We start from the raw sequence: 19,792 nt of genomic DNA, 5'->3' as shown, positions 1-19,792 counted from the left end.
GCGCGGTGGCGCTGGACGAGTCGCTGACGCTGGAGAACCTGGGACTGGCGCTGCATGACACGCGCACCCAGGAGTCCCGGCGGCTGCTGGAGGGCTTCTTCAGCCTCAAGCGGCAGGTGCTGGTGGAACTGCTTTCCGACTGCTGCGCGAATGCCTCCGCCGTGGCCATGGGGCCGCTGGAGAGCACCTGCTACGCGCTCCAGGACGCGGCGCGCTGGTACCACCCCAAGGAGCGCTGCGCGCAGTTGGAGTTTGAGTTGCTGCGGCTCTGTGCCCAGGTGGCTTCACGGCCCGGGCACCTGCTCCTCATCCAGTCGCTGCAGCGGGCCTTCCGGGGCATCTCGGACCGGCTGCTGCCCTTCATGGGCGGCGATGCGATGCGCCAGTGGGTCATCTGCGCGTTGGATGCGCTGTATGCGCGCGACGTGCAGGCGCTTCAGCACCAACTGCCGGCGCTGATGAAGACGTACGATGAGCTTGTGCTGGACCAACTCGCTCCTGTCCCTCGGGAGCAGGCGGCCCCCGAAGCCCCTCATGCCCAGGAGTGCAGCCACGGCGCTCCCGCGTCAGGCTCCGCGCAAGACGATGCGCCCGAGGCACACTCCTGCGTCAACGCGCAGGGTCTCCGCGCTTCCGCATCAGCCACCGCGCAAGACGATGCGTCCGAGGCACACTCCTGCGTCAACGCGCAGGGTCTCCGCGCTCCCGCATCAGCCACCGCGCAAGATGATGCGCTCGAGGCACACTCCTGCGTCGAGGAACATGATCTCCGCGCCCCCGCGTCAGGCTCCGCGCAGGACGATGCGCCCGAGGCACACTCCTGCGTCGAGGAGCATGATCTCCGCGCCTCCGCGTCAGCTACAGCTCGGGACGATGCGTTCGAGGCACAGTCCTATCTTGAGACGCTTGACCTCGGCGGCCCCCCGCCAGCCACCGGGCAGGACGATGCGTATGAGGTACAGCCCTTTGTTCGGGAGCGTGGCCTCGGCGTCCCTGCATCAATCACCGCACAGGACGAGGCGTCTGATGCACGCTCCTGCGATGAGCAGCGTGGCCTTGGCCGACTCGCGCCGGCCGCCGAGGACTTCGGGGCGCTTGGGGTTGCACCTCGTGCCGATGGGCACACGTTCCCCTCGGAGACCGACAGCAGGGAACTGCTGGTTCCCTCCGCCCCGGGGGCCGCACCCTGCGAGCCATATGGGAAGTGCACCGGAGGGGACGTGACGAGCACGACCCCGGGCAACCTGTCCGACTGCCGGGCAGGTTGGGACGCTTCGTCTCTGGAGGGAGGCATTCCGCCTGAGGCTCCATCCTCGGACTTCTGCGGGCATACCCACGAGGCGGGGCACGACGGGGATGGACCGCTTCACGTCACCCAGGGTCGCTTGGATTGCTGAACTGCGCGCCTGTGGCACTTCATTGCCCATTTCCTGGGCTCCACGGCTTCGCGAGCGGCCACCCTCTTTCGCGGTCCGCTCGCTCATGGCGCCATTGCACGCCATGGCCTGATGGGAGCGCCTGCGCGGTTGACGTCAGGCTCATCCGCCCAAACCGTGCTTCCGCGCCGGACGTATCAACGGGCTTCTGGCTCTCTCCTATCCGGCGGGGCACGCGGCGCCCACGTCGAGCACGTCCGCGTCGTGGTGCACCTGCACCGCGCCGGACGCTTCGAGGTGGCGCACGAACAGCGAGCCGAAGACCTCGGCGTTGCCGCTCAAGTTGAGCTGGGCCTGGGGCGCGTAGAGGTTGCCGGCGAGCGTGCTGCCTGCCGAGATGTCCAGCGCCTGGGTACCCGCGACGTAGACTCGAACGCGCGAGGGCAGGGCGGCGGAGCCCAGCGTGAGCTGGCCGGACACGATGAAGCCCCCCGCGAGGAAGAGGTCCAGTTCGCCCGGAGGCTGCACGTCCACGGTGAGCGCTTCCATCAGATCCACGCCGCCGGGGATGAACAGCGCGGTGCGGCCTCGGATGCGCAGCGTGGCGTGACCCGGCCCCGCGATGCGGGTCAGCAGGAAGCGGCCACAGGGCAGCTCCAGCACCCGCTCGCCGGTCACGTCCGTCAGCGTCGCCGGCTCCAGGCCGATGGCCGCGTTGTCGTTGTCCACGGTGTGGTGGGCGATGAGTGCGGCCGGGTCGAAGCGGGAGCCCTCGGCGCAGTCGCAGGGCATGACGGCGGGCACGGGCTCCCGGCGCAGCTCGGCGGCCTGGGCGGGACCGGGAGAGAACTCCGGAGGAACGGTGAGCACGCCGCCCACGGTGAGCGCGGCGAGCGCCACGTCTCCATTCACCCGCGCGTCACCGGCCACGATGGCGGACGTGCCCGGACCAGAGAGGGGCCCGTTGCTGTCCAGGCTACCGCCGACGGTGAGGGGGCTGCTGAGCTGGACGCCACCCACCTGGAGCGAGCCGCCCACCGTGACACGGTCGTTCGCGGACAAGCCGCCGTTCACGCCCACGTCGCCGCCCGTGCCACCCGGAGCGTAGGGGCCCGCCGTGCTCCGGAACGCATCCACGGTGAATGGAGCGCTGAGGGACAACCCTTCGCAGGAGCACGCCGCGCGGCGGAACAGGGTCTCCGCCAGCCGCCCGCTGCACGCGAGGGGCCCCGACGCCGGATTCCCCAGCATGAGCGGAGGCCCGCTGCCCGCGCAGTGCTCGGCCCATTCGTCCGGAACGCCGGTCCCCGTGTCGGGGGAACGCAGCGTGGCCACGGGGTCGCTGACCGTGCACGCCGCGCCCAGCAGCAAGGGCCACGTCAGGACGCGAGCAATGCCGGGGCTCATTCGCCTGGCACCGGGCCGCGCCATGCTTCGCTGTTGGGAAGGCATGGATGCCCCCGGCCACGGCGGGTGACGCGATTCTCCAAACCGGTCCGACTGGCGGACCGGTTCGTGCGGTGCGCCGCTGATGGGCGGTCCCCGCGGGAGGCTCGCTGCGCATCCAGGGGGACAGGATTCATGTCCGGAGGCCTGGGGGACAGTCCGTGCCTCGACGCGCGGTGCTCCACGGCGGGCCGCGACCTCATGGCGGCGACAGCTCCTGAAGCCGTGCTCGCGACGCCGCACTCAGCGGCGAGTCCGGATGCAGCGTGAGGAACTCACCCAGCGCCCGGGCCTCCGCCACCGTGTCGCCCAGGGCTCGGTGCGCCTCGGCCACACCGTGGCGTGCCTCCGGATCCAACATGCCACCGGGTTGCAATCGCACCGCGTCCTGGAACTGGCGCAGGGCGCCTCGCGCGTCCCCCAGGTGCTCCAGCCGCAGCGACCCTGACGCCACGCGCGCGACATACGCGGCCAGTGACGACGGCTCCGCGCGGATGACGCGCAGGTACAGCCCTTCCGCCTCCGTCCACTTCCCCGCGGAACGAAACGCGTTGGCCTGCCGCAGCAGGTCCTCCGGCTTCGACGACTCCTTCACCGCGATGCTCGGACGCAGGGGACGGGGATGCTCGATGGCGAAGGGCTCGGACGGAGCCGGCTTGGGAGGCAGGGGCACCGGCTCCAGCGTGGCCACCCGCGCCGGCTCCGGCACGGCCGGCTTCAGCACCACCGGGGGCGGCTGCGCGGGGAGCGAGTAGCGCCACACGGCGGCGGCCGCGGCCCCCGTGAAGACGAGCGCCGCGCCCGCCATCAACCACACGGGAGGCCGCCTGCGTCTTCGCGGAGGCTCCGGCGCCTGCTGGAGCGCCGCGTCCAACGCCGCCTGGACGAGCGCGCTCGACCGCTGCCGGGACAGCCGCCGCGCGGGGCCACTGCCGTCATCCAGGGGCCGCAGCAAACCGTCCAGCGGCTCCGCGTCACCGTCGTCGGGGGGGCGGGAGCTCATGACGACTCCCCCTCTGGCGTCTCGCCGTCCGAGGCCAGCGCGCGCAGGGCGGTGCGTCCCAGGCGCAGCCGGCTGCGCACGGTCTCGAAGGGGATGCCCAGCTCTGTCGAAATCTCCTGCACGCTCAATTCCAGGACGTGGTGCAGCACCAGCGCGTGCCGCTGCTCCGTGGACAGCTTGTCCAGTAACGCCACCAGGTGACGGCGGTGCAGATATTCGTCCGCCGGCGCTTCGTCGGACGGCACCGCCAACAACTCCACCGGGTCTCCACTGTAGCGGGCCTCGCGGCCGCGTGAACGCTTGAGCCACGCGAACGTGGTGCGCACCACCACCCGGTCCACCCAGCCGTGAAAACGCCCGTCGCCGCGATAGGTGGGCAGGCCCCGCACCAGCGCGATGAGCGACTCCTGGGCGATGTCCTCCACGTCCGAGTCCCCCCGCACCAGGTAGCGCACCAGGTTGCGCACGCGGGGGAGCAGCTCCAGGAGCAGGGACTCGGTCGCGTCACGCTGTCCGCGCATGGCCGCCATCAGCCGGGCGTCCTCGCCACGGGGCGCGACGGTCGCATGTGAGCCCGAGCTCCTCATGTCCGGCAAGGAGGAGGGGCGCCGCGAAATCGGGTCATCGGTGCTCACGGAAAAATCACCATCCCCACTCCCAGTCGGGGACGCACGGACGCGCCGTCCTCCCGGAGCACGAAGCCGCCATCCACCGCGTAGCCCAGCCGGGGCCGCCCCAGGAGCACCTCGCCCGACAGCGCCGCCTCCAACGCGAGCGCCGGCCCCCACCGCCAGGCCACGCGCACCGCCGGCCCCACGACGAAGGCCGCCACGAACCGCGAGGGCGCGGGCTCCACCTCCGGGGCCAGGGCCTCCGTGTGCCGCCAGAAGCCCGCGACGCCCGCTCCCAGGCCCACCGTGCCCTCCCACGCGCCCGCCTTCACGAAGGGCACGTCCGCCCACACCAGCGCCGCTCCCTGCGCCAATCGGAGGTCCGTGTACGCGTCCCGCAGGTGCACCGGCAGCGACGCCAGCACCTGCGCGCGCAGGCGCAGCACCCGGCCCGTCCACCCCACGCCCACGGACAGGCCCTGCTGTCCTCCCGGGTGATAGCCGTCCAGTGCCGCGTGCAGGCCCACCTGCAAGAAGGCCCCGTCCGCCTGCGCCTCGGCCCCCGGAGCCGGCGCGGCGGGCGGAAGGGGAGGAGGCGCCGCCACCCCGGGAGGTGGTGGCGGGGGCGCGACGACTTCGCCCAGCGGCTCACCCGCCTCCACCGCGCGCAGCGCCGAACGCACCGTCAACGCCAGGGCCTCCGCGCCCACGGACCACGTCAGCGTCTCCGGCGCGCCCTCCACCCGCGCGGCCCGCACGAACAGGTGACCCGTGCGCGGCGCCGCCACCGACACGCGCAGCTCCGCCCCCTCACGCGTGAACCACAGCACCGCACGAGCGGCCTGTCGCAAGGCGATCCGCTCCGCCTCACGCCACGCGCCATCGGGGCTCGAGTCCATGGCCGCGCCTGCTTCCGCCTCCAGCACCACGGGAAGGTCGCTGCTCTGCCCCCGCACCCGCTCCAGCAGTGCGCGGTCCTCGGAGGAGGCCACGCGCGCGACCGCTCGCCACGGCCCGGCCGCCCACGCGGGATTCCCCAGCGCCAGCATCAGGGCCAGCACCACCACGCGCTGCCACGCCACGGCCTCCAACAGGGACATGCGGTAAAACCTACCTTCCAGGGAATTCTTCTGGAAGGCCCGCTACGTGTGGATCGCCTGTCACGCTCGGGTGGGGACGGCGGGAGGACGGGAGCCACCCATGCCCGTCCGCCCGGACCCGGAGGCGGGCCGGCACGGGGATGTCTGTATTTGGGGACGGGCCTGGACGGTGACCTTGCGGGCCCGCCGTTTCAGCGCCAGTCCCTGGAGGACGAGGGGTTCCAGCGTGTGGAGGAACTTCTCGTCCTCCAACGCGTCGCCCCTCTGTTGCACGAGGTTGGTGGAGCGCCGCCAGGTCCCGTCGCCGTGCCCGACGAGGTACAGCGAGCGGCCCCCCAGGTTGCACACGAGGAATGCGCCCGTCCGCGTGAACAGGAAACGGTAGGGTGGCGGCCATGCGGACTTCAATCTGGGGCATGGGGCGGCGCGCGCCATGAACCGCCTCCGGGAACTGCGCTCGGTCCTGAACCTCACCGTCCTCGTGGCGGGGCTGGGCTACTTCGTGGACCTCTTCGACATCACGCTCTTCGGCGTGGTGCGCGTCGCGTCGCTGAAGGACCTGGGCCTCACGGACCCCTCGGACATCTTCCAGAAGGGGCTCTTCATCTACAACGCGCAGATGGCGGGGATGATGGTGGGCGGCCTCTTCTGGGGCCTGCTCGGGGACAAGCGGGGACGGCTGTCGGTGATGTTCGGCTCCATCCTCCTGTACTCGGCGGCGAACCTGCTGAACCCCTTCGTCTGGGACGTGAACAGCTACGCCGCCTGCCGCTTCTTCGGGGGCCTGGGACTCGCGGGCGAGCTGGGCGCGGCCATCACCCTGGTCGCGGAGTCCCTGCCCAGGGAGAAGCGCGGCCTGGGCACCACCGTCGTCGCCACGCTGGGCATGCTGGGCGTCGTCGTCGCGGCGCTCGTCGCGCAGCACCTGCACTGGAAGACGGCCTACGTGACGGGCGGCGTGCTGGGCCTGACGCTCCTCTTCGCGCGCTTCAAGGTGTCCGAGTCCGTCCTCTTCACCCAGCGCTCCGGCCCCGCGAAGGGGAACGCGCTCCTGCTCCTCACGGGCGGCCGCTTCCCCAAATACCTGGGCTGCATCCTCGTGGGCGTGCCCATCTACTTCACCACCGGCATCCTCTTCGTCTTCGCCCCGGAGCTGACGGCGGGACTCCACGTGCAGGGCACCGTGACGGCGGGCAATGCCATCCTCTTCGGCAGCGTGGGCCTGACGCTGGGGGACCTCGCGTCCGGCGTGCTGAGCCAGTGGCTCCAGAGCCGCAAGCGCGCCGTGGGCTTCAGCCTGTGCGCCTGGTTCGCGCTGGTGCTCGTGTACGGGCTCATGCCGGGCCTCACCCCGACGCTCGTCTACGCGCTGACCTTCCTCATTGGCCTGAGCGTGGGCTACTGGGCGGTGCTCGTCACCATGGCCGCCGAGCAGTTCGGCACCAACATCCGCGCCACCGTGGCGACGTCGGTGCCCAACTTCGTGCGCGGCTCCGCGGTGCTCGCCGCCACCGCCTTCGGCCAGCTCAAGGGCTCCCTGGGCGTGGCGCATGCGGCGCTCGCCGTGGGCGCGGTCTGCTTCGTCCTCGCGCTCGTGGCCCTCGCGCGGCTGGCGGAGACCTTCCACCGCGACCTGGACTACGTGGAGTCCGCCAGCAGCGCGAACGCGAACGCGAACGCGAACGTGGACGTCCGCGGCACCGGCTCCGGAGCGTAGCCCCCACGCAGCCGTCACATGGCCCTTAGGGGGCCGGTGGCACCCGCAGCCGCCACGCCAGCACGCGGCCGTCCAGCCCCAGCACGAACACCCGCGCACCGCGCACCACCGGCCGCGTGCGCAGCGGCGTGTCCGCCCGCACCGTGAACGCGGGCGTCCAGCCCGGCGCCCGGAGCGCGACCAGCTGTCCCTCGCGCCCGGACGTGGGCACCAGCAACAGGTCCTCCAGCCCCACCTGCACCCGGCCCACCAGCGGCGAAGGCAGCGCCACCCGCGCCACCTCCCGGCCCTCCGCGGTGGACAGCCCCACCAGCGACGACGGCCCGGCGCCCACCCACAGCGCGCCCAGCGCCCGCGCGGGCGGGCCCGTCAGTCCGTCCGCGAAGCGCTGCTCCCAGCGCGTGCCGCCGTCCTTCACCGACAGCGCCAGCACCTGGCCCGGCCGCGTGGCCACGAAGACGGTGTCGCGCTCCGAGTCCAGCCCCACCACGTCCGTCACCGGCCTGGACCAGCGCGGCTCACCGCTCTCCACGTCCAGCGCCCACAGCCCGGACTCGAGCGGCACCACCACCACGTCCCCCAGCACCACCGGCGCCGCCCGGAGCGCCGGGGCCACCGACACCTGCGGCTCCAAGGATTTCACCGGCGCGGCCCCCGGAGCCTGCGCCGGCTGGGCCATCGCCGGGGCCCGGGGCGCCGGCCGCTTCCAGCGCGCCTGCCCGGAGTCCACCGCCAGGGCGTGCACGGCCCCGTCGGGCGCCACCAGGAAGACGGTGCGCTCCGCGTCGTCCACCACGGGCGGTGTCAGCACGGGGGGCTCGCCTCCCAGGCGCCAGCGCTCCTTGCCGTCCAGGAGCGACAGACAGGCCAGCTCCCCCGCCACCGTCCCCACGATGACGCTGTCGCCCGCCAGGGCGGGGGCCGCCGCCACCTCGCGGCCCAGCCGGGCGGTCCACACCGGCCGGCCCTCGCGGTCCAGGCGCACCACCGCGCCCGCCTCGTTGCCCAGGAGCACCCCGTCCGCCAGGGCCGTCAGCCCCGTCCGGGAGGACGCATTGCTGGAATACTGGAAGGCCGGCTCCACCGGCGACCGCTGGCACGCCATGACGGCCAGCGTCAACGTCAGGCAGGGCACCAGGAGGGGGCGTGGACAGACGCGAGACGGCATGGTTTGGGGGAGGATGACGCAAGCGAGGAACTTCGACCATGCCCACGATTCGTGACGACGAAACCCCCAACGCCACCGGCATCCCTTCATCCGCCCGGCGCACGGACATCATCCCGCCCCCCACGCTGGCGGTGACGGAGGAGCTGCTCCACGCGCTCCCCAAGACGGACCTGCACTGCCACCTGGATGGGTCCATGCGGCTCAAGACCATCCTGGAGCTGGCGGAGCAGCAGAAGATCAAGCTCATGGCGGACACCGAGGACGGCCTCGCCAAGGCCATCCACATGGGCCAGGTGTGCAAGAGCCTGGAGGAGTACCTCGTCGCGTTCGACGTGACGCTCTCCGTGCTCCAGACGGCGGAGTCCCTCTACCGCGCCGCGTACGAGCTGGCCGTGGACGCCGCCGCGGAGAACGTGCGCTGGCTGGAGGTGCGCTACTCGCCCGCGCTGCACCTGCAGAAGGGCCTGAAGATGACCACCGTCATCGACTCCGTGCTGGAGGGCCTGCGCGCCGCCAAGCGCGAGACGGGCATCAAGTGCGCCGTCATCGTCTGCGGCATCCGCCACATCAACCCGCAGACGTCCATGCGCCTGGCGGAGCTGTCCGTGGCGTACAAGAACCGCGGCGTCGTGGGCTTCGACCTGGCGGGCGCGGAGGCCAGCTTCCCCGCCAAGGACCACCTGGACGCCTTCCGGCTCATCCTGAAGAACAACGTCAACTGCACCGCCCACGCCGGTGAGGCCTACGGCCCGGAGTCCATCTCCCAGGCCATCCACTCGCTGGGCGCGCACCGCATCGGCCACGGCACCCGGCTGCGCGAGGACGGGGACCTGCTCAACTACGTCAACGACCACCGCATCCCCATGGAGGTCTGCCCGTCCTCCAACGTCCAGACGGGCGCGGTGTCCTCGCTGGAGTCCCACCCGCTCAAGTTCTATTTCGACTACGGCCTGCGGGTGACCATCAACACCGACAACCGCCTCATCACCGACACCACGGTGACGAAGGAGCTGTGGCTCGCCCACCGCGAGCTGGGCCTGTCGCTGGAGGACCTCACCACCATCATCGTGTCCGGCTTCAAGAGCGCCTTCCTCCCGTTCCGGGAGAAGCAGGACATGCTGCGGCAGGTGAACCAGGAAATCGCCACCACGCTCGCCGCCTTCGAGAAGCGCCCCGTCGCGGCCATGCGCCAGCCGGCCTGACCCCACGCCATGAACGAAACCCACGACATTCCCCCCGCGCCGGACTTCAACCCCTCGCGCGCGAAGGCCGCCCAGGACCTCACCGTCCCCGCCATCCTGATGATGGTGCTGGCCGGGCTCTGGGCCCTGTACTCGCTCTACGGGATGGTGGGCTCCGCGGGCACCGCGGAGCAGATGACCGCCATCGACACGGCCCTGGAGCAATACCCGCCCGAGCTCCGGGACAAGCTCAGCGGCCTGGTGGACATGATGCGCTCCCCCAGCTTCCGCATCTTCAGCCAGCTTCCGTCGCTCGTCGTCTGCGGGTTGGTCATCCTGGGCGCCTGGAAGATGAAGAACCTCCAGAGCTACGGGCTGGCCATGACGGCCGCCATCCTCTGCTGCATCCCGTGCTGCGGTCCCTGCTGCGGCCTGAGCCTCATCCCCGGCATCTGGTCCGTCATCGTGCTCAACCGGCCGGACGTGAAGGCCGCGTTCCGCTAGCGCACGAAAGCAGAACGGGCGCCCCGGAAGTGTCTCCGGGAGCGCCCGCTGGCAGTACCGCCGCCGCCGGTCAGGTGACCTTCATCCCCTTGGGGATGACGACGACGCCGCCGGACGTGACGTGGAAGCGGCGCTTGTCCTCCACCGGGTCGTAGCCAATGGTCATCCCGGGCGGAATCTCCACGTTCTTGTCGATGATGGCCCGCTTGATGCGGCACCGCCGGCCGATGGTGACGTTCTCGAAGAGGATGGAGTCCTCCACCTCCGAATACGAGTTCACCCGCACCTTGGGCGACAGCACCGAGCGGTGCACGCTGCCGCCGGAGATGATGCAGCCCTCCGCCACCAGCGAGTCCGTCGCGGCGCCCACGCGCTTGTTCTCCCGGTCCGCGAAGACGAACTTCGCCGGCGGGTAGTTGTTGGGCTGGGTGATGATGGGCCAGCGGTCGTTGTACAGGTTGAAGGTCGGGTCCACCTCCACCAGGTCCATGTTGGACTGGTAGTACACGTCGATGTTCCCCACGTCCCGCCAGTAGCCGCGCTCCTTGTCCTCCTGGCCGGCCACCGTGTTCTGGGCGAAGTCGTACACGTACACGGGCTCGTGCTTGTACAGCTCGCTGATGATGGACTTGCCGAAGTCGTGCGCGCTCTTCTCGTCCGCCGCGTCGCGCACCACCTCCTTCACCAGCGTGTCCGTGCTGAAGAGGTAGTTGCCCATGGACGCCAGGCACATCTTCGGGTTGCCCGGCATGGGCGGCGGGTTCTGGGGCTTCTCCAGGAACTGGAGCATGCGCCCGTCCGGCCCCACGTCGATGATGCCGAACTCGCGCCCCTGCTCGATGGGGACGGGGATGGCGGCCACGGTGCACGCGGCCTTCCGCTCGATGTGGAAGTCCAGCATCTTGCGGACGTCCATCCGGTACACGTGGTCCGCGCCGAAGACGAAGATGTGGTCCGGCTCCTCGTCCGTGATGATGTTGAGGTTCTGGTAGATGGCGTCCGCGCTGCCCTTGTACCAGTCCACGCCGGTGCGCATCTGCGCGGGCACCGCCTCCACGTAGTGACCCAGGAACGCCGTCAGGCGCCACGCGCGCGACAGGTGGTTGTTGAGCGAGTCGCTCTTGTACTGGGTCAGCACCTTCATCCGGTACACGCCGGAGTTGGCGAAGTTCGACAGGACGAAGTCGATGATGCGGTAGCGCCCGCCGAACGGGACCGCGGGCTTCGCGCGCTCACGGGTCAGGGGCTCCAGGCGCGTGCCCGCGCCTCCCGCCAGAATCATGGCCAGCAGCTTTGACATAGGTGCCAGCCACGTTAACCGCCGGCCGCCGTCCCACAATGGCCGTGCGGCCCGTGCAAGCCTTACCGTTGAGTGCCCAACCGGGCGGGGAGGATGGGAGCGAAACGACCTCCCGGTTTCCCAGCATGTAGGAGGAGGGGCGCAACCCCGTGCGTCCTCCTTGCTTGCGTGGCTTCCCCGGACCTTGCGTGCTAGCGTGGCCAGGCGATGTCTGGCGACCAAACGCGAGTCACCAAGATCTCCAGCCTCACCCCGGGACCCGAGCGCGGCGCTGAGTGCTGCCTCGTGCAGATCCACGGCCCTGAGCTGGGCAAGAAGTACGTGCTGGAAGAGACCGAGTTCACCATCGGTCGCGACCAGCACAACCACATCGTGGTGGACCTGGACAACGTGTCCCGCCGCCACGCCCGCATCTGGGGCCGGCAGGGGAAGATGTTCGTGGAGGACCTCCAGTCCACCAACGGCACCTACCTCAACGACCGGGAGGTCCTCCAGGCACAGCCCCTGCGCAGCGGGGACCTGGTGAAGGTGGGCGGCTCCATCTTCAAGTTCCTCGATGGCGACAACATCGAGACCCAGTACCACGAGACCATCTACACGCTGACCATCGCGGACGGTCTCACCGGCATCAACAACAAGCGCTACTTCCTGGAGTACCTGGAGCGGGAGATGGGCCGCTCGCACCGGTACCAGCGCACGCTGTCGTTGATGATGTTCGACATCGACCACTTCAAGCAGATCAACGACGTGCACGGCCACCTGGCCGGTGACCACGTGCTGCGTGAGATGGCCCAGTCCATCAAGCGGCTGGTGCGCCGCGAGCAGTGCTTCGCGCGCTACGGCGGCGAGGAGTTCGCCGTCGTCATGCCCGAGGACGGTCCGGACAAGGCGCGCCTGTTCGCGGAGAAGATCCGCAAGCTGGTGGAGGACAAGCGCTTCGTCTTCGAGGACAAGGACATCCCGGTCACCATCTCCATCGGCGTGGCGGAAGTCGCCTCGGAGATGTCGGAGCCGTCCCAGTTCATCAAGGTGGCGGACGCGAACCTCTACAAGGCCAAGAAGACCGGCCGCAACCGCGTGGTGGGCTGAAGGCCATGGCGGACGCAGGCAGCGGCCCGTCCTTCCTGGCGCGGCTTGTCCTCGTCCTGCTGGGCGTTGCGTTCCTGGGCGCCGCCTGGCTGTGGCACCGCAAGGACACGGACCCGAACGCCGCCCGGCTCGTGGAGCGCGTGAGCGGCGGCCGGGTGCACGGCGGCGCGGCGAACCCGTAGGGCCCGCCGCGCGGCCTTCCAACAGACGTCAGGTGCCTTCGCGCGACTCGGCCAGCCGGCCGCGGGTGCCGGGCAGGCTTCCGGGCGGCATCTTCCCGTAGAGGTACTGGACGGTGTCGAGCAGCGTCTCGTGCACGTCGCGCGCCTTGAAGCCCAGCTCGCGCTCGGCCTTGGCGGGCTCCAGGTAGAAGAAGTGCTCGCCAATCTCGACCTCCTGCGGGTCGAGCTTCGACACGGTGCCGCGCATCTTCGCGAACTGCTCCATCAGCCTGCCGCCCCAGATGTTCACCTCGCGCGGCAGCTTCATGCGCGGGGCGGGCACGCCGGTGAGGCGCTGGAGCCGGTCGAAGAAGTCCGGCATGGCCATGTTCACGCCCATCAGGTGGCGGCCGTACACCTCGCCCTTCGTGAGCGCCTGCACGAAGGCGTCCGCCGCGTCGCGCGCGTCCACGAAGGAGATGCCGCCGCCGGGCATGGCCGGAATCTCGCGGTTGAGGAACTTCAGCACCGTCCAGGTGGACGACAGCCGGTCATCCCCGGGCCCCATCAGCAGGCTGGGGTTGAGCACCACGAGCGGAACGGAGTGCTTGCGGCAGTACTCCAGCGCCAGCTTCTCCTCGTAAATCTTGGACAGGTAGTAGGGCCAGTTGGCGACGGTGGTGATGGGGTAGTCGTCGTCCTCCGTGCCCACGCGGTCCTCCTTCGACACCGCGATGGTGCCGGAGGTGGAGCCCAGGATGACGCGCTGGATGCCCGCTTCGCGCACGTCGCGCAGCAGCTCGCGCGTGCAGTCCACGTGCAGCTCGTACATCCGCCGCGCGTCCTTGTTCTGGAAGGAGACGAGCCCCGCCAGGTGGTAGACGGCGTCCACGCCCTCCAGCGCGCGGCGCACGGCGTCCCGGTCCTTCAGGTCGCCCGGGTGCACTTCCGTCTTCGCGAACGCGGGGCCTGACGGCTTCGAGCGCGCGATGAGGCGCACGTCGTGGCCCGCCTCCACCAGCCTGGGCACCAGGTGCGTGCCCAGGAAACCCGTGCCTCCGGTGACGAGCAGCTTCACGCGTCCTTCCCTTCCGGCAGGGCCCGGGCGGGCGGGGTGAAGTCCCGGTCCGCGCCCACCTGCTCCAGGTCCAGCACCTTGCCCGCCCTCAGCGCGCGCACCGCTTCCTCCGCGATGTGCGTCACGTAGCGGTAGCCCTCCGAGCGCGCCATGCCCTGCACCCGGGCCTTCAGCGACGCGTGCTCCAGCGCCGGGCCCACGTGCACCTCCAGCTCCTTCGTCTTCGGGAACATGGAGCCCTTGGGCAGCGCTTCGTACGCGCCGTGGATGTACAGCGGCAGCACGTCCACGCCGTAGGTGAGCGACAGGTAGCCCAGCGTCGGCTTGAACTCCATCAGCTCACCCGTCTTGGAGCGCGTGCCCTCCGGGAAGATGAGGACGTTGAAGCCCTGCCGCAGCGCCTCGCCCGCCACCCGCAGCGACTCGCGCAGGCTGCCCTGCCGGTCGATGGGGATGAGGTTCGTGAAGTTCTCGAACCACGCGCGCTTGAGCGGCGTGTCGAAGAAGTAGTCGCGCGCGGCCAGCGACACCAGCCGCTCGCCCTGGCCACCCAGCACCACGCGCACCAGCCCCGCGTCCAGGTGGCTGGCGTGGTTGGCGATGACGAGGAAGTTGCGGTTCTGCGGGATGAACGTCTTGCCCGTCACCTTCACGTCGAAGACGCCGCCGTAGAGCACCTTCTGCCCGAAGGACATCAGCTGCCGGCCCAGCGCGGACACGGACTCCGGCACCGGAATCTCGGCCTCCTCCGCGAGCTCGACCTCCTTCTTGATGTCCCGCGCGCGCGTCTCCTGCGACGGCCGGCGTCCGGAGGCCACCACCAGCTTGCGCAGGTCCTCCACCGTCTGCACCTGCGTCAGGTCTTCAATGGCGGGCAGCGGCACGCCCGCGCCCTCCAGCGCCACGGACATCTCCGTGAGCATCAGCGAGTCGAAGCCCAGGTCGCCAATGAGCTGCGCGTCCGGCCGCACGTCCGACACCGGGCGGTGGCACACTTCGGCAACGAGCGGGTGCAGCCAGTCCGACACGCCGCCCGTGGTGGGCGCCGCCTGCGCCTTCTCCTTCACGCGGCCCGCGGTGGCGGCCACGCGGTCCAGCCGCTGGAGCTCCTCCACCACGCGCTTGCGCTTCACCTTGCGCGTGGACGTGCGCGGCAGCTCGCCATCCCAGAAGCGCAGCACCTTCACGCGCCGGTAGAAGGGCATGCCCGCGCTCACCTTGCGGAAGTGCTCCTCCAACTCGTGGCGCACCTCTTCCCGCGGACGGTCCTTGAAGTCCGGCACGCACAGGCACGCCACCTTCTCGCCGCCCGCGTCCTCCGGCAGGCCGACGATGGACAGCTCCTTGATGTGCTCGTGCTCCTGGTACAGCTCCTCCAGCTCGTCCGGGTAGACGTTCTTGCCGTTGGCGTCGACGATGACGTCCTTGGCGCGGCCCATGAGGTACAGGCGGCCCTCGTCATCCATGCGGCCCAGGTCGCCGGTGTGCAGCCAGCCTTCCTTCACCACGGCCTCGGTGGCCTCGCGGTCCCCGAAGTAGCCCGCCATCACGTTGGGGCCCTTGGCCAACACCTCGCCAATGCCGTCGTTGTCCGGGTTCTGAATCTTGAACTCGATGCCCGGCAGCGCCTTGCCCACCGTGCCCTTGATGCGCTTGTTGGTGGCCTCGGACACCGCCAGCACCGGCGCGGCCTCCGTGAGGCCGTAGCCCTCGCGCATGGTGAAGCCCAGCTCGTGGAATGCCTGGTGCACCTCTTCGGACAGCGCGGAGCCGCCCGACACCAGCACCTTCACCCGGCCGCCGAACTTGCGGTGCACCGGCCAGAACAACAGCTTGCCCAGGTTGAGGGAGCTGCGGTTGCGCAGCTCGCCGTTGGCCGCCATCAGCGCCTTGAGCGCCTGCTCCACCAGCGGCGGGCGCGCGGCCATCTCCTGGGTAATCTTCCGGTGCAGCAGCTGCCAGAGCGCGGGCACGCCAATCATCGCCGTCACGCGGCCCGTCTCGAAGACGTCACCCAGCCGGTCCGACGTGAGCTCGTCGATGTACGTGATCTCCGCGCCGCGCATGAACGGCGTGAGGAAGCCGGCGGAGAACTCGAACGTGTGGTGCAGGGGCAGCACGGACAGCACGCCGTCGCCCACGCCCACGTCGAACGCGCCCGCCAGCTTCGCCACCAGCGCCGCGAAGTTGCGGTGCGTGAGCATCACGCCCTTGGGCGTACCGGTGGTGCCGGAGGTGAAGATGACGCTCGCCACGTCGTCGGCGCCAGCGGACTTGCGCACGGGCCCGATGCGGTCCGGGAACGCCGGGTCGCCCGTCATGGCCTCCGCGAGGCTCGCCACGCCCACGCCTTCACCCAGCGCCGCGAAGAGGCCGGGGAAGTCCTCCGCGGCCTGCTCGGACACGAGGCACTGCTTCGCCGCCGCGCGCTTCGCGATGTTGACGACCTCTGCCTCCGTGAGCGCGGGGTCCACGGGGACGGCGGTGCCACCGGCGCGCAGGATGCCGAAGTAGCTGATGGCCCACTCGGGCCGGTTCTCCGACACCAGCAGCACGCGGTCGCCGCGCTTGATGCCCTGGGCCATGAGGTAGCTGCCCACGCGGGCCGCGTAGCGGTGCACCTCTCCGAAGGTGAAGCGCTCCTCCTTCTCCCCCGCGGCCATGCGGAACGCCACGCGGTGGCGGTACGCGTGCACGGTGGCCTCGAACAGCTCCAGGAGGTCGCGGTGCGCGGGGATGGCGGTGCGCTTCTCGCGCTCCTCGTCCAGGCCCGGGAACACCCACTTCTCCAGGCCGGGCAGGTGCGTGCCCAGGAAGTACTCGCGCCAGTCGATGCGGTCCGGCGCCCAGTCAATCTTCGCGCGGTCCGCCGGCACCATGCGCTCGTAGACGGAGCGCGTGTTGTCGCAGCGGAAGACGTAGCGGTTCTCCCAGAGGAAGGGGAGGAACAGCTCGATGAGGCCGCCAAGGCTGCCCGCCTGGGACTCCACCTCGTCCAGCGCGATGCGGGCCTTGTCCATCATCGCCTGCACGCGGGGCGCGCCCCACGCGGGCCGCACCTCGTCCATGGCCTTCTTGAGCAGCTTCGCGCCCTTCGCCAGCATGGGCGCGCTGAGCAGCTGGAACTCCTGCTTGCTCACGGGCTGCGGCTCGATGCGCGAGCGCAGCGCGTTGACCAGCGAGTTGCCCGTCTCGCGGTTGCGGTAGTAGCGGCGGCGGTACAGACCCACCAGCTCCACGGAGCGGCTGGCGAGGAACGGGTTCACGTCCCCGGACGCCAGGTTGTAGACGCGGCGCTCCTCCACCTGCATCGCGTGCGCGGTGATGCCCAGCGTGGCGCCCGCCACCTGGTCCACCGGGATGATGTCCAGGATGGCGTGGTCGCCCGCGGGGATGCCGCGCTGGCCCTTGATGCCCGCGTACGCCAGCGGCGCGGACGTGGTGAAGCCTTCGTTCCAGCCAGGGAAGGGGAAGTGCGCCGCGCTCTCCACGATGGAGGGCCGCACGATGGAGTAGCGCAGCCCCGGCGTCCCCGCCATCACCTGTTCGCCCAGGTGCTTGGCGTACGTGTACGTGTTGGGCCAGCCCCAGTGCTGCGCGCGCTCCATGCCCGCGCGGACCAATTCGCCGGACAGCCACAGCTTGCGCTCGCGGCCCACGGCCAGGCGCAGCGTCTTCTCATCCGTGGCGTCGCGGCCCTCCTCCTCCAGGCGGTCCAGCGCCTTCTGCCGGAAGAGGGAGGTGAGCGCCTTGTCATCCGCCTGTTCGCGCAGGCGGGCCACGATCTTGTCCGCGTCCGCCAGCTCCTGCTCCAGGCTGAAGTCACGCCCATCCATCTCCCCCTGCTTGGGGAAGTAGCCCAGCACCGGCTCGTCCTCGAAGACGAGCCCGCTGCGGTTGCCCACGACGAACGCGGTGGACATGTGGATGAGCGGGACGGACCAGCGCAGCGCCAGCGCCACCGCGTTCTTCACGCCGTGGGTGTTGACGTTGAGGCCCACCTCCAGCGACGGATTGAAGGAGACCAGGCCCGCGCAGTTGACGATGGCGTGCACCTGCCCGGTGAGCGCCGCCACCTGCGCCTCCTCCAGGCCCACGAAGGGGTCGGTGATGTCGCCGTCCAGGACGGTGCACTTGGCCTTCAAGTACTCCATGGCGCCGTCGTCGCCCAGGCGGTCGCGCAGCGGCTGGAAGGGCTCGCTGGGCGCCACCTTGTCGAAGAAGCGGCGCTCCGCGGACGCGGCGCTGCCCTTGCGCACGACGACGTAGACCCGGTCCAGCACGTCGCCGTAGTGGGCCAGCAGCATCGACAGCGTCACCTTGCCCACGAAGCCGGTGGTGCCGACGAAGACGATGCGCTTGCCGGTGAAGACCTCGGTGACGTTCAGCTGGGGAGGCGTGGCCATGTCCGTGTGCGACCCTTTCACTTCACATCCACCATCACCGTGGGCGCGATGCGCAGCAGGCTGATGGACGCGGAGCGCCCCATGAAGCCGCGCGCCTCTTCAATCGCCTCGGAGAGGGTGTCGGTGCGGTCCCAGCCGAGCAGGGCCGGGACGTGGTTGTTCTCCGCGCCCGCGACAATGACCTTGCCTACGTGCTGGCGGCCGTTCTCGCCCCAGTACCACATGTAGAAGGGGTGGACGCCGTGGTAGGCGTTGCCCTTGCGGTACAGGTGCACGTAGCTGGGGTTCTCCGCGAACTCCTTCTCGTACTTGTGCTCCAGCTTCATGGAGTCCCGCGTCTCCGGCAGCAGCCGGTGGAAGAACTCGATGTAGCTGGGGTGCTGCACGGGGTCGAACTCGTCGTAGGCCGGGTGCAGGAGGATGAGCACGCCCCCCTTCTTCACCAGCGGCACGCCCCGGTTGAGGTTGTAGAAGTACCCCAACCCCATCACCTGCACGAGCAGCGGGTTGAGGATGGAGTTGACGCTGTAGGGGCTGACGAACGGGATGGGGAAGATGACGATGTCGCTCTGTCCCTCCACCGGCACCACGTACTGCTTCCAGCTCTGCTCCAGCGTCTTCTGGTGCGTGGGCTCCGTGGCTCCCGCGAACACGCCCGTCACGTCATAGGGCGCGGGGATGGCGTTGAGCACCTTGCGCGCCGCCGCGCGGGGCAGCTTGGACAGCGTGAAGCGCAGGGCCTGGAACTTCAGCCGGTCCGCCTCCGTGTAGTCCTCTTCCTTCTTCGCGAGGAAGTCCGTGGGCGCGCCGAACATGCGGTTGTTCAGCGTGGTCTCGATGTGGAAGACCTTCAGCGTGTTGTCGATGACCGTGCCGATGCGCGAGTTCTTCGTGTAGAGCGCGCTCGCCTTCGGCTCCATGTAGGAGTCCGACTCGCGGATGGTCTTCGGGTTGTGGTGGTGCCGGAGCGACGCGTAGTTCGTCACGCCCGTGCCCATGGACTTGTGCCCGCCGTTCATGGGCACGAAGTTGATGTTCACGTAGACAATGAGGTCGCTCTCCGCGACGCGCCGGTTCACCGCCACCACTTCGTTGTGGCTGGTGCGCTCCAGCTCCGTCATCCCGTCCGGGTCTTCCGCGTCGTGGTTGTAGTAGCGGTCCGGGTAGTAGGCGTCGAAGATCTTCTCGCCCACCATGCGCTTCATCTCGCCTTCGGTCATCCGGCGGTGGAGCGCGTTGGCGATGACCAGGTGCACGTCATCCACGCCACTGTCCGCGCACAGCTCCAGCACCACCTCCAGGATGGACTGGCGCACGTCCGGCGTGACCATGGGCGGCAGGGGGACGCTGATGTCGTCGATGACGCACGTCAGCCGCATGCCGGGCTTGAGCAGCGCGTGCAGCGGGTCCATGCCCTCCGGGTGGTTGATGGCCCAGCGGATGGCGGCCTTCACGTTGGGCACGCCCTCCAGCGGGGGGCGGGGGAAGATGACCCGGGTGCCCACGGGCAGGTCTTCCTGGAGGAAGCCCTCACCGTAGAAGAGCGCCCGCGGGGGGCTGCCCTTCTCCGTGATGACCACCTGGCTTTCCTCGTCGTACAGCTTCTGGAGCGTCTTGAGCGGGCGCATGGATGGGGGGACGGCGGAAAGGGG

General features: G+C 70.0%; 14 protein-coding genes and 1 pseudogene. 6 read left to right on the top strand and 9 right to left on the bottom strand.

Annotation, left to right across the window (positions count from 1 at the left end; all coding sequences use genetic code 11):
* Positions 1-1,397 (top strand): annotated as a pseudogene (locus D7W81_RS44335) (hypothetical protein); the annotation flags it as partial.
* A gap of 198 nt (positions 1,398-1,595) precedes the next feature.
* Here the strand turns inward: D7W81_RS44335 and D7W81_RS28060 are convergent.
* From D7W81_RS28060 to D7W81_RS28045, 4 genes are all read right to left on the bottom strand, one after another.
* Complete coding sequence (locus D7W81_RS28060; protein ID WP_120558464.1) at positions 1,596-2,783, bottom strand: DUF7305 domain-containing protein; 1,188 nt, start codon at positions 2,781-2,783, stop codon at positions 1,596-1,598.
* A 238-nt stretch (positions 2,784-3,021) separates the two neighbouring features.
* Positions 3,022-3,825, bottom strand: a complete 804-nt coding sequence (locus D7W81_RS28055) for a tetratricopeptide repeat protein (RefSeq protein WP_120558463.1) — start codon at positions 3,823-3,825, stop codon at positions 3,022-3,024.
* Entirely contained in the window at positions 3,822-4,355 is a 534-nt protein-coding gene (locus D7W81_RS28050) for an RNA polymerase sigma factor (protein ID WP_120558462.1), read from the bottom strand. The genes D7W81_RS28055 and D7W81_RS28050 overlap by 4 nt, the downstream gene beginning before the upstream one ends.
* Positions 4,356-4,456: 101 nt before the next feature.
* Positions 4,457-5,536, bottom strand: a complete 1,080-nt coding sequence (locus D7W81_RS28045; RefSeq protein WP_120558461.1) for a hypothetical protein — start codon at positions 5,534-5,536, stop codon at positions 4,457-4,459.
* 433 nt (positions 5,537-5,969) lie between these two features.
* Between D7W81_RS28045 and D7W81_RS28035 the strand changes: the two genes are divergently transcribed.
* Positions 5,970-7,253 (top strand): MFS transporter, encoded by a 1,284-nt coding sequence (locus tag D7W81_RS28035; protein WP_120558459.1) that lies wholly within the window; start codon positions 5,970-5,972, stop codon positions 7,251-7,253.
* A 25-nt stretch (positions 7,254-7,278) separates the two neighbouring features.
* On the opposite strand, the gene D7W81_RS28030 is transcribed toward D7W81_RS28035, so the two are convergent.
* Complete coding sequence (locus D7W81_RS28030) at positions 7,279-8,358, bottom strand: outer membrane protein assembly factor BamB family protein (protein ID WP_306440915.1); 1,080 nt, start codon at positions 8,356-8,358, stop codon at positions 7,279-7,281.
* Between the two features lie 101 nt (positions 8,359-8,459).
* On the opposite strand from D7W81_RS28030, the gene add reads away from it, so the two are divergent.
* Together add and D7W81_RS28020 are read left to right on the top strand one after the other, a co-directional pair.
* A complete protein-coding gene (gene add, locus D7W81_RS28025; RefSeq protein ID WP_120558457.1) occupies positions 8,460-9,623 on the top strand; it encodes an adenosine deaminase in 1,164 nt (387 codons plus the stop codon).
* Positions 9,624-9,632: 9 nt separating this feature from the next.
* Complete coding sequence (locus tag D7W81_RS28020) at positions 9,633-10,106, top strand: hypothetical protein (protein WP_120558456.1); 474 nt, start codon at positions 9,633-9,635, stop codon at positions 10,104-10,106.
* A gap of 70 nt (positions 10,107-10,176) precedes the next feature.
* On the opposite strand, the gene glgC is transcribed toward D7W81_RS28020, so the two are convergent.
* On the bottom strand, positions 10,177-11,406 hold the full coding sequence (gene glgC, locus D7W81_RS28015) for a glucose-1-phosphate adenylyltransferase (protein ID WP_120558455.1): 1,230 nt from the start codon (positions 11,404-11,406) through the stop codon (positions 10,177-10,179).
* Between the two features lie 207 nt (positions 11,407-11,613).
* Between glgC and D7W81_RS28010 the strand changes: the two genes are divergently transcribed.
* Together D7W81_RS28010 and D7W81_RS42845 are read left to right on the top strand one after the other, a co-directional pair.
* Positions 11,614-12,495, top strand: a complete 882-nt coding sequence (locus tag D7W81_RS28010) for a diguanylate cyclase (protein ID WP_120558454.1) — start codon at positions 11,614-11,616, stop codon at positions 12,493-12,495.
* Between the two features lie 5 nt (positions 12,496-12,500).
* On the top strand, positions 12,501-12,677 hold the full coding sequence (locus D7W81_RS42845) for a hypothetical protein (RefSeq protein ID WP_167508111.1): 177 nt from the start codon (positions 12,501-12,503) through the stop codon (positions 12,675-12,677).
* A gap of 28 nt (positions 12,678-12,705) precedes the next feature.
* On the opposite strand, the gene D7W81_RS28005 is transcribed toward D7W81_RS42845, so the two are convergent.
* From D7W81_RS28005 to larAH, 3 genes are read right to left on the bottom strand one after another with little or no spacing between them, the layout of a single operon-like run.
* Positions 12,706-13,734 carry an NAD-dependent epimerase/dehydratase family protein gene (locus tag D7W81_RS28005; RefSeq protein WP_120558453.1) on the bottom strand — a complete coding sequence of 343 codons (1,029 nt, stop codon included), beginning with the start codon at positions 13,732-13,734 and terminating at the stop codon, positions 12,706-12,708.
* Entirely contained in the window at positions 13,731-18,140 is a 4,410-nt protein-coding gene (locus D7W81_RS28000; RefSeq protein ID WP_120558452.1) for an AMP-binding protein, read from the bottom strand. The genes D7W81_RS28005 and D7W81_RS28000 overlap by 4 nt, the downstream gene beginning before the upstream one ends.
* A gap of 17 nt (positions 18,141-18,157) precedes the next feature.
* Positions 18,158-19,768: an NPN-dependent hydroxyacid isomerase, LarAH14/15/16 family gene (gene larAH, locus D7W81_RS27995; RefSeq protein ID WP_120558451.1), complete on the bottom strand. Its 1,611-nt coding sequence runs from the start codon at positions 19,766-19,768 to the stop codon at positions 18,158-18,160.
* Positions 19,769-19,792 lie beyond the last annotated feature (24 nt).

The organism is Corallococcus aberystwythensis, assembly GCF_003612165.1.
Classification (GTDB): domain Bacteria; phylum Myxococcota; class Myxococcia; order Myxococcales; family Myxococcaceae; genus Corallococcus; species Corallococcus aberystwythensis.
The sequence above is the reverse complement of the archived record's forward strand: the minus strand, read 5'-3'. Positions and strand labels throughout refer to the sequence as shown.